Source organism: Parashewanella spongiae (assembly GCF_004358345.1).
Lineage (GTDB): Bacteria > Pseudomonadota > Gammaproteobacteria > Enterobacterales > Shewanellaceae > Parashewanella > Parashewanella spongiae.
The window spans coordinates 3,477,262-3,491,308 of record NZ_CP037952.1; the positions used below are offsets into that span (position 1 = coordinate 3,477,262).

A 14,047-nucleotide genomic window follows, 5' to 3' on the forward strand; every position below is an offset into this window, starting at 1 on the left:
ATTTGCCTTTAAATTTGTAGATTACAAAATTGTCATCTTTTAAATATAAATCACAATCCATTGAGGTTTTATCTCTGTAGAAATGATGAAGCTATTGGCAATTGCAATAAAAATATGGAGTAGACAAGAGTCTGCTCCATAAAGAAGAGCAAGCTTTACTCTTGGCTTTAAATAAAGCTAAATTTATTACTGGAAGCTCGCAAGTGATAGATGGCGGCTATGCTACAAAGTGAAATCATTAGAGCAATTTTCCTAGGAGAGGCTAATGAATTGCCTCTCCCTGAATTTCATTCATCGAACTTGCTAAAAATTCATTGAAATCAGCTTCTCTCAACGCTGGACTATACAAGAAACCTTGAGCCTGATTGCAGTTTTGTTTACTTAAAAAGAACTCTTGTTCTTTTGTCTCTACACCTTCAGCTGTCAGTGAAAGGTTTAATGCTTTTGCCATTGCAATAATTGCACTCACAATCTCCCTACTCTCTTTACTACTATCGATATCGGTTATAAATGAGCGATCAATCTTAAGCTTCGTAATTGGAAACTGTTTTAAATAGCGCATAGAGCTATAACCAGTGCCAAAATCATCGATCGCCAACCCCACTCCAAGCTCCGACAATTCATTACATAAGCTAGTCGCGTGACGGATGTCTTCCATCAACTCAGTTTCTGTGATTTCTAAAATCAATGACGAAGGTTTGATTTTGTAACGTGTTAATAATTCCCACACTTCATTAAACAAGTTCCCACTAAAAAACTGCCTAGCTGACACATTCACGTGCATAGTCATATCAGAATTAAAGCGCTGCCAGAGATTCAGTTGCCGACAAGCTGATTCAAGAACCCAGCTACCAATTAAATTTATTAGTCCTGTTTGTTCAGCAATATCAATAAAGCTACCCGGATATAACACTCCCTTTTGAGGGTGATGCCAACGAATAAGTGCTTCTGCGCCTGTATAAGCTTGTGACTCTAAATCCATAAGCGGCTGATAATATAACTCAAATTGACGGCCACGTATGGCGTAATGTAGATCATGCTCAATATTTGAATCTTCTTTAAAAGCCGATAATAGAGCCGCATTAAAAAACTGTATTCGCTTACTTTGCTTCTTTTTAGCGTGTTGAATGGCAATATCTGCACTGGCTAATGGAGATAATGAGTTGATCACTGACGCGATATCCACAACAGCAATCGCAGGTTTAATAGCAATAGACTCACGATCGATTTGTATAGGATGCATTAGATGATGATATAACTTGTTCGCAAATGATTCTAACTCTTCAACGGAATGTGTTTCAGTCAGTAAAACAGCGAACTCATCGCTCCCTACCCTTGCGATTTCTTTTGCCAAATTTGCTTCAGAAAAGTGTTTCATTCTTCTCGCAGTTTCTCTGAGTAAAAAGTCACCTCGACTATGACCATATGTATCATTAAAATGTTTAAAGCCAATAATATCAATTAGCACTAAATTGCCAGATTTGGTCTTTTCTAATTCGTTAGTAAAATGAAAGCGGTTATAAAGGCCAGTTAAGTTACAACGCCACGCTCTTCTTTCTAGTTCCTGCTTTGCTTGTTGTTGAGACGTGTAATCATCGATACTTACGAGTACAAGACGCTCATTAGTATTAGTTAAAAATGGTCTCGAACAAAATTTAGCCCATATTGCAGTTCCATCTGGCCGTTTAAGCTCTACGACATCTCTAACCGTCTCACCTTGTTTTAACTTATTAAGATGTGCCATTCCATATTCAGGTTTTTGTTTAAATAAAATGAGATTCCAAATAGATTTATTGAGGAACGACTTAATGGGAAGCCCAGTAAGATTGGCATAAGCTTCATTGACGAATTCGACAACTTCATTTTTTAAGTTAAACAACATGGTGACTTGATCGGATTGATCAACAGCCGATTGGAAAAAAGAAAGTAATTCGTCTTTACGATAACTTTGTTGAGTCGCTAACGTTAACGCAAGTTGATCAGCAACCTGACAAGCAATTGAGATTTCAGTGTCAGTCCAATCTTTTTGAATATCAACTCGCTCCAAGTTTAATATTCCTTCTAAAGATCCGTTTATTCTAATTGGAATATCTAATAATGAGCCAATATTAAATGGTTCTAAATATCGATTTCTTAACTCTGCAACGCGCTCATCTTGTTTAGCATCAGCGACATCGATATGCCGGCTGCTTTTAAGAAGATTTAAATAGTCTGGATATTCACTAAGAGGAATAACATCAGATGATTCACTCACTGATAACGGTCCATTGTGAGCAATTAAATTGAGTTTAGTTTGGCATGGTGAAAGCAACCAAATACTCGTTCCTGATAGCTGCAAATGTTGACGCAACAGCTTCGTCGATAACGCAGAGGTTTCTGCAAAATCACCTTTATGCTTTGCTTCTGAACAAACAATTAACTCTATGATGGACTGGTACTTTCTAGGTTCCACATAATATCCTTGTGAGAATGTTAAGCATAACTTCACTAAACAGTAATGATTCTTATTTTAACTAACATCATCATACTAAAACTAGGCTGGCACCTTCAAGACTTTTAAATCAGGTTAGACCTTGCTGCATTTGGAAGATCATTTTTTCAGCAGTGACGTTAAATTTGATGACTAAACTAACTTTATCTACCCCTTCATCAAGTTTGTAATCAACATTTGTAAAATTCTGTGTCGCAATTGTCGCTAATCGCTGAGCTTCAGAATTGGCGTCAGCACCAGTAAGCTCGATTAAAAGCTCAGTATCGTTTTCATTTATAACGGCACCGAGATCTACAAAAGCCCCACAAGTGTTGCAAGTGTCATTAACATCAATAGATTGGGAGTTTTTAATTTCTTTCATTATAATTTTTCGAAAAGTTGAATTTCGGAATTATAGAGAAATCATTGGCGAACTTTGATGACTTAGATCACGCTTGAGCAATCAATTTACTCATTGTTCGCTGTTGCTCTAACTGTGTAATAAAAGGCACTGACTTCAATTTTTTGTCTCCATCAATCCCATTGATCTTACGAGAAACGTGAATATCACAGTTATTTATGGCCTCGGTAAAATCAGCTGGATATTTCCCTCTAGATACTATCGCTTCAGGTTTAAGGTTCTGCTGTAATCTGAATTCAATTACACCTTGAGCTTGAAAAGTTGCACTGTGATCAACAGGTAAAGTTTGAGTGGATAAATCAGCGATTAACGTTTCTTCGGCAGGCAACTTAAATTTTTTGCGTAATTTTAACTTTTCAGCATCAGCCTGTGAGTGCTCAAGCTCAAACTGCGCCATATCTCTAATATCTTGAGACATCAGAGCCAGTAGCAGTGAAAAATCACTACGACGATTCGATACCGTCGCTAAATTAAGCGACAATCCTGTATCTAATTCGTTTATTAGCGCTCGCTCAAGCTGCATAAAAAATCATCAAAAATTCATTCACTAGATAATAAATCGGCCACTCTACCAATAACTTTAATAATATTTATCTTTCCCTCTTTACATGATGTTCAAATATGACTACCATTCAGCCCGCAAATTGAGGAGGGGTTCCCGAGTGGTCAAAGGGATCAGACTGTAAATCTGACGGCTCAGCCTTCGAAGGTTCGAATCCTTCTCCCTCCACCATTTTGCACATGATAGATGAATAAGTATTCAGTGGAGGGGTTCCCGAGTGGCCAAAGGGATCAGACTGTAAATCTGACGGCTCAGCCTTCGAAGGTTCGAATCCTTCTCCCTCCACCACTTTCTCGTTTCGTTGATCAAAATCCTATTTTTATTTATCACAATTCTTTATGCTATTTGCCATCAACTCAGTGATGGAATTTAAAATGCTTAACCGTTGGATCAGCCAAGCTATTCAAAAAATTGAAGCCGACTTTCAACGCAGTGCTGACACTCATTTAATAAAGCTAGACATCCCTTCGTTACATGGAATCAATATATACCTTAAGGATGAAAGCACTCACCCAACAGGTAGCTTAAAACACCGTCTAGCCCGTTCGTTATTTCTCTATGCCCTTTGCAACGGTTGGATTAAAGAAGGCAGACCTATTATTGAATCCTCATCAGGTAGTACGGCTGTTTCTGAAGCTTATTTTTCACGCTTACTTGGGCTTCCTTTCATCGCTGTTATGCCTAGAAGCATCGCCAAAAAGAAAATCCAACAAATCGAGTTTTACGGTGGGAAATGTCATTTTGTGGATCATTCCAGTGAGATTTATGCTGAATCTGAGCGTTTAGCTAACGAGTTAGGTGGCCACTATATGGATCAATTTACCTACGCTGAACGCGCTACAGATTGGCGTGGTAACAATAATATTGCTGAATCCATTTTCACCCAAATGCAACTTGAACCTCATCCCATCCCTAATTGGATAGTTATGAGTCCAGGCACTGGTGGTACATCTGCAACCATTGGACGATATATTAGGTATCAATGCATAAAGACCAAACTATGTGTTGTCGACCCTGAAAACTCAGTGTTTTACGACTATTACCACAGCAATGACAAAAGGTTATTTTGTGATAGTGGAAGCAAAATAGAGGGCATTGGTCGTCCGCGTGTTGAGCCTTCTTTTATCTCTGGCGTGATCGATTATATGCAAAAAATCCCTGATTCAGCCTCTATCGCTACTGTTCATTGGTTAGAAAACTTAATAGGTCGAAAAGCGGGTGCATCAACCGGAACTAATTTATATGGGGCGCTAAAACTCGCCAAAGAAATGCAGTTAGAGGGAAAACAAGGCTCGATTGTTACGCTGCTATGCGACTCAGGAAATCGTTACCTCGATACCTACTACAACGCGCAATGGGTACAAGAACATATTGGCGATTTATCCGAGCATAAAAGTTGGCTATCTCAATTTACGTGAGAAGCAGGTATAAGATGAGTTATACCAATTACAGTTATACCTAGAGGCATTGGCATCTACACAGAATGATTAATAGTTGACCACTTGAACCATGATCATTGTTTTTTCAGGAACTGATCTTATGCTCTGTGATCACAGAATTAAATTTTGCTTTTAAAAACAAATTCCATGGACTTGTTCGCTGAAAATAATTTATCTTGCCTGTTAGAATTTCGCCTTAAACCTAAATAAATTGGGTGGGAGCGTTCATATACGCAGAAAAATTACTGATAGCAAGGCATGAATAGCAGTAAGTAGTGGTTACCGACATACAAAACTGTCATTACTTCGTTTCTACTTGCAAAATTTATAACGCAGCTAGCGGTGATTTTGGCAAGTATATGAATGTTCAGCACTCACCTGATGGGTGAATTCAGGTTGTTTAATTTTGTATTTAACTTAAATAGATTGAAGTTAAATTGTGCGTTCAACCGATTTATTTAAGTTAAAGAAAGATAACAAACTTTGGTTAAACCTAAAAACATCAGTTGAACGCTGAGTATATGAGTAACTGTTTGAGCAATGCGATGATTTTATTATCATGGCTTTCACCCAATGAGTGAAGTGCTCTACGCTCACAAGCTTGCTAAAATGACTGCTATTTGCGTTGTAACTTTTGCAAGTAGAATAACTACTTGCTGCAAGCTATGCCTTACTATCAGCCATTTTTTTACGCTTGAGAACGCAGTCAACTGATGTTTCTAGGTTAATTGATGGTAAATCGATCTAGATTGAAAAGAAATGTAAGCAAACAATATCATCTCACAAATATTGTCTATATTTAATTTATGATCTATCAATCAAAATTCACTACATGATAAACACTAAAAATAAGCTGTTTCCTAAGAATTATGTCTTTCTCATCTTGCTTTTTACACTTTCAAATCTGTCGTTTCTACCTGACGTTAAACATTATATAAAACAACAAGACCACAGCACTTTTATGTTTACGTTTAATAGTGAGTTATTAAGCCTCTTTGGCTTTGAGTTTATGACAAACACTTTGATGACAGTTCATATTCTGGCGGCCATTGGTCTTATTTTCTTAATGTTTACCCAAATTATGATCACTTTCTATAGTTCACCAAGTGCAAACATTAGAAAAGTACACAAAATCATGGGCTGGTTTATCACCACAGTTTCATTACCCACCTTCTATGTATTATCGATACTTTCTTGTCTATTAATCATTAAAACACCTTTTAACCAGTTTTTATTTTTACTCATAGGCACTGTGGTATTGTTCGCTTTTATCAGAAGTATTATGTGTGCGACAAAACGTCAGTACAAAAAACACGTCGATTATATGCTTGTTGCTTATTTGTCATTATGTACAGCAGGTTTTTATCGAATCATCCTTTTTTGTCTATCAAAGCTTGGACACGACGTGCTTTACATGAGAGGTGCTGAGCCGATAGATGGTGGTTTAATACTTACCTACGCTTTACTTGCGACTGTGTTATTTATGGCCTTTTACCAACAAAAAACCATAAAAGATAATGCTAATTCTCTTATCCTTATTGCTGGCGGCTTAGTTATTTCTCTTATAATTCTTCCATGGGATTTTTGGGGGCATCCTAACTGAATCACTTTCAGTTAATGATTTGATAGGATTGGTATTCACTGATAATGCGTATACAATGATGCCAATTTTTATGGTTTATCAGTCGATTAGTATTCAATGGCGATGTTTTCAGTATTTACTCCACCTAAAATAAAAAAAACGATTAAAACTCAATATGTTTCAACTCTAGGAGGTATTTCTCAGGCAATAGCGCTAAAGCAAACAATAAAGCAATTTGCTGGTACTTCACTTTTAATCACTGCTGACACACCGACAGCAATTTTACTTGAAACTGAGTTAAGTTATTTACTGCAAAATGAAACTATTGAAGTTTGCTTGTTTCCTGACAGAGAAACCCTGCCTTATGATAATTTTTCTCCGCATCAAGATCTTATCGCTCAGCGCTTAGAGACTTTGTATCGATTATCAGATAACCAGCAACGCGTTATTATTGTTCCAATAAATACGCTTGTCGTGCGTTTGCCGCCACAGTCGTTTTTATCTGGTAATGTTTTGCTGCTTAAAAAGGGCGATACTTATTCTTTACAACTCGTTCGTCAACAGCTTATTGATGCGGGCTATCACCACGTCGAACAAGTGTATGAACACGGTGAATTTGCAATACGTGGCTCCATTATTGACATCTTTCCCACTGATTCCAAGCAGCCTTTGCGTATCGAGCTTTTTGATGACGAAGTAGAATCTATTCGATATTTTGATGCGGAAACCCAGCGTTCTGAAAAAGAAATTGACTCGGTGCGTATGTTACCCGCAAAAGAGTTTCCTACAGATAACAAAGCGATAGAAACCTTCAGGCAAAATTATCGCAACCGGTTTGAAGCTACAAGTAAAGCCGCTGAGTCAGTTTACCAACAAGTAACCCGTAAGATATTACCCTCAGGTATTGAAAATTATTTACCTTTGTTTTTTGACGAATGTGCTACCTTGTTTGATTATTTGCCCGAAAACTGTCAACTACTGACTGTTGGCGATATTGAGGCCGCCGCAAAACACCACTTTACTGACATTGAGCAACGATTTGAAAATCATAACGTTGATATTTTAAGGCCACTACTGAAACCACAAGAGCTTTACTTACTGTTAGAGCAAGTATTTGCAGCATTTAAACCAATGCCACGTTTTCAATTTGAAGCCAATACTGAAAACGAAAAATATGTACAAGCCGATGTCGAAAAACTACCTGAAGTCAGTGCTAATCACAAATTAAAACAACCAATGTCGTTGCTTGCTGAATACTTACCATCTTCAAAAAGAACACTCTTTATTGCTGAGTCGGAAGGTCGACGAGAAGCCCTTTTAGACTTATTCAATCAAATTAATGTTAAACCGAGCCGCTTTGAGCATTTTGATGACTTTGTTGATGATAAATCATCACTCGGTATTATTGTTGCGCCTCTCAGCCATGGTTGTTTATTGCGGCTAACAAAAACAAAGATGATCAGTGTCATTTGTGAAACCGAGTTATTTGGACAGAGGATCAGCCAACAACGTCGACGAGACAAGCAAAAACAAGTCAGTAGTGACACCCTGATCAAAAACCTTGCTGAATTAAAAGTGGGTCAACCTGTCGTTCACCTTCAACATGGGGTTGGGAAATATCAAGGACTCGAAACCCTTGACACAGGTGGACTTATTGCCGAATACCTTAAACTTGAATACGCTTCTGGCGATAAATTATATGTCCCTGTGAGTGCATTACACCTCATTAGCCGTTACAGCGTTGGGAATGATGACGGCGCAACTCTTAACAAGCTAGGCAATGAAACATGGGCTAAAGCCAAGAAAAAAGCCATCGAGCGGATCCGTGACGTAGCGGCTGAATTATTGGATGTGTATGCAAGACGTGAAGCACGTCCCGGGCATGCTTGTGAAATCAACCAGCAAGAATATGCTCAATTCGCGCAAGGTTTTCCATTTGAAGAAACCGCTGATCAAGAAACAGCGATTAATGCCGTTGTCACTGACATGAGCGCCAACATTTCGATGGATAGACTGGTTTGTGGCGATGTTGGTTTCGGTAAAACCGAAGTGGCAATGCGGGCAGTTTTTGTTGCTGTGAACTCTGGCAAACAAGCGGTTATTTTAGTTCCCACTACCCTACTCGCTCAACAACATTATGAAAACTTCCAAGATAGATTTGCTGATTGGCCCTTCCAAATTGAAGTTCTTTCAAGGTTTAAAACCGCAAAAGAACAGCAGCAAATAGTGGAAAACCTAGCTTCTGGTAAAGTCGATGTTGTCATTGGAACGCACAAGCTGCTCAACGCGGACATGTCATTCGATCAATTAGGTTTGTTAGTTATTGATGAAGAGCATCGCTTTGGTGTGAGACAAAAAGAAAAAATTAAAGCCTTGCGAGCCCACGTAGATATTCTGACTCTCACTGCTACACCAATTCCACGAACATTAAACATGGCTATGTCCGGAATGCGAGATTTATCCATTATCGCCACTCCACCAGCCAAACGCTTAGCGGTAAAGACCTTTGTTAGAGAATATGATAAAGCCACAGTAAAAGAAGCACTTCAACGTGAAATTTTACGCGGTGGCCAAGTGTATTTCCTGCACAACAATGTTGAAACCATTGAAAAGTGTGCCGAAAATATTCGCGAATTGTTGCCGGATGCTCGGGTAGTAGTGGCCCATGGTCAAATGCGTGAACGTGATTTAGAAAAAGTCATGTCAGACTTTTATCATCAAAGATTTAATGTACTTGTTTGTACCACAATCATTGAAACAGGCATTGACGTACCAACGGCAAATACCATTATTATGGATCGTGCTGATAACTTCGGCTTAGCGCAACTGCATCAACTTCGTGGTCGTGTTGGTCGTTCCCATCACCAAGCTTATGCGTACTTACTTACACCTCATCCCAAACGGATGAGTAAAGATGCCCTAAAACGCCTCGAAGCCATTGCTGAACTGGAAGATCTTGGCGCAGGATTTATGTTAGCGACTCAAGATCTCGAAATTCGTGGTGCCGGTGAGCTTTTAGGTGACGAACAAAGCGGCCATATTTCGAAAATGGGTTTCACCCTTTATATGGAGTTACTTGAGTCAGCGGTTAAGTCATTAAAGCAAGGTAAAGAACCTTCGCTCGATCAGTTAATGAATCAGCATTGCGAAATAGATTTAAGAATACCTGCACTCTTGCCGGAAGATTATGTTTTTGATGTTAACATTCGCTTATCACTCTATAAGCGAATTGCTAACTGTGATTCGGAAACGTCGATTGATGAAATGAAAGTGGAGCTCATTGACAGGTTTGGTTTACTTCCAGATGCCGCCAAAAATCTAATGGATCTAACTTTATTAAAACACACGGCCAGTGAGTTAGGTTTAAGCAAAATTGATGTTCATTCTAAAGGCGGTGGCATTGAATTTACACCAACTCATAATATCGACCCTATGTTTATTATTGGTTTATTGCAATCTCAACCACAAATATATCGAATGGATGGACCGAATAAGTTAAAGTTTACTTTACCAGCCGAGAGTAACGAAGATCGTTTAAAGTTGGTAAAACTATTATTACAACAACTTGCTGAACACCGTACGGGAGATTCATAAGTGTTACGTTTATTAAGTCTAACTACAGTTTCCTTGATAATTGCGATAGTTACTGCGTTAATATCAGCCTTCAAGGTTCAAGCTGCAGCTCCTGAGCGCTGGTTTGAAGTTGAGCTTTATATTTTTAAACGTGACACTTCAAGCACTGAGCAATGGCCGGAAACATTTCTCCCAAACAAACTACGTGGTAATGTAGATTTGATCACTCCAATCGTTCGTACCGAGCAAGAAATTCATCCAGCAGTGGTGTGCTCTGAGTTAGATAATGCTTTTGCTCTAGAGGCTGATTTAAGTAGCTCAATGATGGATGACTGCGTTTCACAAGAAGCCATTACTCAAGAGCGACTTCCTGTTCGAATCCCATTTGAAATATCCCAAATTGACGCGCCGCTAGTCTATCAAGGAAGTCCTGCTAGTTTACTGACTTTATCTCAAAGTCAATTTAATGGATTAATTACTAAGATAGAAGCAGAGTCTGGCAATCAAAGTTTACTTCACATGACTTGGCAGCAAGCCATGCTGCCTAAGCGTAAAGCCAAAGCGTTACATATTTTTGCAGGAAAAGATCTCAGTAATGAATTCCAAGATGATGGCTATCCAATCGTCACTGAAGAGGCCATTACTGAGCTAGATAAAATACTATCTAAAGATTCTGGATCAGTTTCACCATCCGTTAATGATAATCAAGATGCTGGTATAAACGCTTATACAGACAATGTTACTTTAGCCAATGATAATGCGCCTAATTCATTAGATCTCAAACCTCAAAAAACACCGATATGGCAATTAAATGGTAAACTCAATATTTATCTAAACCATTATCTTTATATCGAGGCTGATTTGCGATTGCGTGAGCCTGGAATTATAAGGTCCCACGCACAATCTACTGATAGCTTTCCTATGGGTGAAGACGGTTTCACACCTTCCGCTATTAAAGCGACACCAGATCATGTCGCAAGCGTTCAACACTTTTTGTACTCCATTCCGCTCATTCAAAACCGCAGAGTGCGAAGTAGTGAGGTACATTATTTTGATCATCCTAAAATGGGGATGTTTATCCAAATTAGGAAAATGACTCAACCAGTAGAAAAACCTATAGAGTTAACCGATGACCATACTCTACAGCCTAACCCTGATCTTTAAACGATTTAATCACAGGTAAATGAACACCAAGAGCTGAAAATTTATGGCTTTGGTGTTCATCCCATATAATATCGTAGTAATCACTTAACACATCATAGCTTTGCAGATTGTCCATGACTTCATCATGGCGAGATAAAATACACATCGCTTTGTTTTTACTTCTAAACTCGTGCACACATTTATTGGCAATGTCGGCATATTCTTCGGGCCTATCTATTCGACCATTCATAGTCAGTTCTGGCCGCAAATTAGGGTTGATTAATACTGATCGTAATCCCGTTAAAAAACCTATACGTTCAGCCCAGTAAGCCCCAAGACCTACCCCAATAATTAATGGTGACTTATCATCAGAAAGCTTTATCTGTTTGACAACTTCATTCAATAAATATTGCATATCATTTTTTGGATGTTGTGTGCTGTAGCTCAGCAACCTTACATCATCATCAATAAATTGTAATTGACGCATTTTTTCGTGATTGCCTAGGCTCGTTGCATCAAAACCATGAAGATATAAAATCATTTCATAAACTCGTTGTTGAACGTTATACCAATTACAGCAATTAACTTCCCACTCAGCAAGAGCTAAAGGATTTCAGTACAAGGCGCAAGTTTGAAGTATTATATTCCCTACGGCCGCCATACAAAGCTGGCGTTCAACGCACTTCGTGCTTTTGTCGGGATAATTCAAGAACGTGCAACGCAGCAATGGAAACCTTTAGCCTTACTCTTCGGGAGCTTGTATGCGCAAAAATTACTTCACAAAATTATCTCAACGTAGATAACTATGTTTTCGCTAATTTCGTTTGTACTTTGTGCGCATACATAGCTCTGAGTTGAGCATTTAATTACTGTAATTGGTATTATTGCAAAATACCAAAATAAAACCATTGCATGTATGAGTTACATCAAACATTAACACTTCACTCATTCGCTCTATTCCTATTTCTCTCCTATTATTTTTAAAGCGTAAAGAAATAAAGACAAGGTACAACTTATGGATAAGGTATTGCTAATTACTGGCGGTAGCCGAGGGATAGGGAAAGCAACTTGCCTGTACTTTTTAGAAAAGGGCTATCGAGTTATTAACCTTTCCAGAAATAATTTAGCGCTCGAAGGCGTCACTCAGTTTTATATTGATTTATCATTTCCTGACTCAATTCATCAACAAAAAGAGCTGCTACTTTCTGAGTTAAAAGATGCTGAAAAAATTGTATTAGTCCATTGCGCAGCCAGTCATAACAAAAATAATATTTTAGATATTGTTCAACAAGAGCTAGTGAAAAGTCTCGCCATCAATATTGTGTCTCCTACCGTGCTAACACAAATTATTTCATCTATTATGCCAGCAGGATCTTCCATCATATACCTCGGTTCATCTTTGAGTGAAAAAGCCTTACCTAATACATACTCATACAGTACCAATAAGCACGCTGTTATTGGTATGATGCGAGCAACTTGTCAGGATTTATCTGGTACAGGTATACATACTGTCTGTGTGTGCCCTGGATTTACGGATACTGAGATGTTGCGTCATCATATAAACAACAACCCAAATGCTCTTTTTGCTATAACACAAAAAGTATCATTCAAACGTTTAATAACCCCATCAGAAATTGCAGAGACATTGTTTTTTTGCTCGAAAACCCCTGCAATTAATGGTTCTGTCATTCACGCGAATTTAGGGCAAGTTGAAACTTAAGGTTCACTTATATCCCAAATGTTTTGAGCTACTTCTGTAGCCATTTGCCAGCGTGTTAAATTTTCGAGTGCCGATAGTAATTTCCCATTGTCAGGTTTAAGTAAACTTGCTGGGAATAATGGCTGACTTTCTGGCCAGACATAATCGTTCAAGAGTAAATTAGCAGCCTCGCTATTGTTACAGACTAAAATCATATCGCAACCTGCATTCAATGCAGCATCCGCACGCTGTTTAAAGTTTCCAGCAATAGTCGCTCCTTCCATTCCTAAATCATCTGAAAAGATGACTCCATCGAATCCGAGTTCACCTCTAAGTACGGTTTGAAGCCAGTATTCAGAAAAACCAGCAGGATTTACATCAACTTTAGAGTAAACAACATGAGCAGGCATAATACCCTTGAGCTGCTTATTGGTAATGAGCGACTTAAACGGCAAAATATCATACTCGAAAATCTCATTTTTGGCTCGTTCGTCAATAGGCTGCTTAATGTGTGAGTCAGCCTTAACAGTTCCATGACCTGGGTAGTGCTTACCCACAGCGCCCATACCAGCATCACTCATGCCATCAATAAATGCATTAGCAAGCTCTATGACTTCTAACGGATCGGAACTAAAGCTGCGACGGCCTATAACATCACTGACGCCATCAACATCAAGTACTGGAGCAAAACTCAAGTCGATATCGCACGAAAGCAACTCAACAGCCATTAAAAAACCTAACTCTTTGGCCCATTTTTTAGCTTGAGTCATCTCATTATTTGTTGCTGGAAGAATCGCTCCCATAGCTGGAATATGAGTAAAGCCTTCTTTAAAGCGTTGAACGCGTCCACCTTCATGATCGACAGCGATAAGTAGATTCGGACTGGCGGCACGAATTGAGGCGACTAATTCAATTAATTGCAATTTAGACTCGAAATTACGAGAAAATAAGATAACACCGCCAACCATAGAGTGTTTCAAGTTAGCTATTTCATTCGAGGTTAACTCGGTTCCTTCAAGATCTAGCATTAAGTAACTCAAAATATGCTCCAAAATAATGATAAAACTGGCTCATTAAGTCATACATTTTGGGGTTATTCAAATATCTAAACTCTAATGGCTTATTGTTATACAACGAAATATTTAACTAACAAACAAC

The 14,047-nt window shown here is 38.5% G+C and carries 10 protein-coding genes and 2 tRNA genes; 7 read left to right on the plus strand and 5 right to left on the minus strand.

What is annotated here, in order from left to right; genetic code table 11:
* Window positions 1-262: 262 nt before the first annotated feature.
* From E2I05_RS13660 to E2I05_RS13670, 3 genes are all read right to left on the minus strand, one after another.
* Window positions 263-2,452: a putative bifunctional diguanylate cyclase/phosphodiesterase gene (locus E2I05_RS13660; RefSeq protein ID WP_121852758.1), complete on the minus strand. Its 2,190-nt coding sequence runs from the start codon at window positions 2,450-2,452 to the stop codon at window positions 263-265.
* A 109-nt stretch (window positions 2,453-2,561) separates the two neighbouring features.
* Window positions 2,562-2,852 carry a DUF406 family protein gene (locus E2I05_RS13665; protein WP_121852759.1) on the minus strand — a complete coding sequence of 97 codons (291 nt, stop codon included), beginning with the start codon at window positions 2,850-2,852 and terminating at the stop codon, window positions 2,562-2,564.
* Window positions 2,853-2,919: 67 nt separating this feature from the next.
* Window positions 2,920-3,414 (minus strand): VC2046/SO_2500 family protein, encoded by a 495-nt coding sequence (locus E2I05_RS13670; protein ID WP_121852760.1) that lies wholly within the window; start codon window positions 3,412-3,414, stop codon window positions 2,920-2,922.
* A gap of 125 nt (window positions 3,415-3,539) precedes the next feature.
* On the opposite strand from E2I05_RS13670, the gene E2I05_RS13675 reads away from it, so the two are divergent.
* From E2I05_RS13675 to E2I05_RS13700, 6 genes are all read left to right on the plus strand, one after another.
* Window positions 3,540-3,624, plus strand: a tRNA-Tyr gene (locus E2I05_RS13675).
* 32 nt (window positions 3,625-3,656) lie between these two features.
* A tRNA-Tyr gene (locus E2I05_RS13680) sits at window positions 3,657-3,741 on the plus strand.
* 86 nt (window positions 3,742-3,827) lie between these two features.
* Complete coding sequence (locus E2I05_RS13685; protein WP_121852761.1) at window positions 3,828-4,871, plus strand: PLP-dependent cysteine synthase family protein; 1,044 nt, start codon at window positions 3,828-3,830, stop codon at window positions 4,869-4,871.
* A 1,030-nt stretch (window positions 4,872-5,901) separates the two neighbouring features.
* The gene (locus E2I05_RS13690; protein ID WP_133309693.1) at window positions 5,902-6,495 is read left to right on the plus strand and encodes a hypothetical protein; all 594 of its coding nucleotides are present in this window, start codon (window positions 5,902-5,904) and stop codon (window positions 6,493-6,495) included.
* Between the two features lie 96 nt (window positions 6,496-6,591).
* Entirely contained in the window at window positions 6,592-10,068 is a 3,477-nt protein-coding gene (mfd, locus tag E2I05_RS13695) for a transcription-repair coupling factor (protein WP_121852763.1), read from the plus strand.
* On the plus strand, window positions 10,069-11,211 hold the full coding sequence (locus tag E2I05_RS13700) for a peptidoglycan binding protein CsiV (protein WP_121852764.1): 1,143 nt from the start codon (window positions 10,069-10,071) through the stop codon (window positions 11,209-11,211).
* Here E2I05_RS13700 and ycfP read toward each other — a convergent pair.
* Window positions 11,195-11,731: an alpha/beta hydrolase YcfP gene (gene ycfP, locus E2I05_RS13705; protein WP_121852765.1), complete on the minus strand. Its 537-nt coding sequence runs from the start codon at window positions 11,729-11,731 to the stop codon at window positions 11,195-11,197. The two genes, E2I05_RS13700 and ycfP, sit on opposite strands and share 17 nt — an antisense overlap.
* Before the next feature lie 474 nt (window positions 11,732-12,205).
* Between ycfP and E2I05_RS13710 the strand changes: the two genes are divergently transcribed.
* Complete coding sequence (locus E2I05_RS13710) at window positions 12,206-12,910, plus strand: SDR family oxidoreductase (RefSeq protein WP_121852766.1); 705 nt, start codon at window positions 12,206-12,208, stop codon at window positions 12,908-12,910.
* On the opposite strand, the gene nagZ is transcribed toward E2I05_RS13710, so the two are convergent.
* Window positions 12,907-13,929, minus strand: coding sequence for a beta-N-acetylhexosaminidase (gene nagZ, locus E2I05_RS13715; protein WP_121852767.1), 1,023 nt, complete (start codon window positions 13,927-13,929; stop codon window positions 12,907-12,909). The two genes, E2I05_RS13710 and nagZ, sit on opposite strands and share 4 nt — an antisense overlap.
* Window positions 13,930-14,047 lie beyond the last annotated feature (118 nt).

Excerpts from the sequence above, each read along its gene's own strand:
- mfd (WP_121852763.1), top strand. The coding sequence starts at position 6,592 with ATGGCGATGTTTTCAGTATTTACTCCACCTAAAATAAAAAAAACGATT.
- E2I05_RS13690 (WP_133309693.1), top strand. The coding sequence starts at position 5,902 with ATGACAAACACTTTGATGACAGTTCATATTCTGGCGGCCATTGGTCTT.
- E2I05_RS13665 (WP_121852759.1), bottom strand. The coding sequence starts at position 2,852 with ATGAAAGAAATTAAAAACTCCCAATCTATTGATGTTAATGACACTTGC.
- E2I05_RS13685 (WP_121852761.1), top strand. The coding sequence starts at position 3,828 with ATGCTTAACCGTTGGATCAGCCAAGCTATTCAAAAAATTGAAGCCGAC.
- E2I05_RS13670 (WP_121852760.1), bottom strand. The coding sequence starts at position 3,414 with ATGCAGCTTGAGCGAGCGCTAATAAACGAATTAGATACAGGATTGTCG.
- ycfP (WP_121852765.1), bottom strand. The coding sequence starts at position 11,731 with ATGATTTTATATCTTCATGGTTTTGATGCAACGAGCCTAGGCAATCAC.
- E2I05_RS13710 (WP_121852766.1), top strand. The coding sequence starts at position 12,206 with ATGGATAAGGTATTGCTAATTACTGGCGGTAGCCGAGGGATAGGGAAA.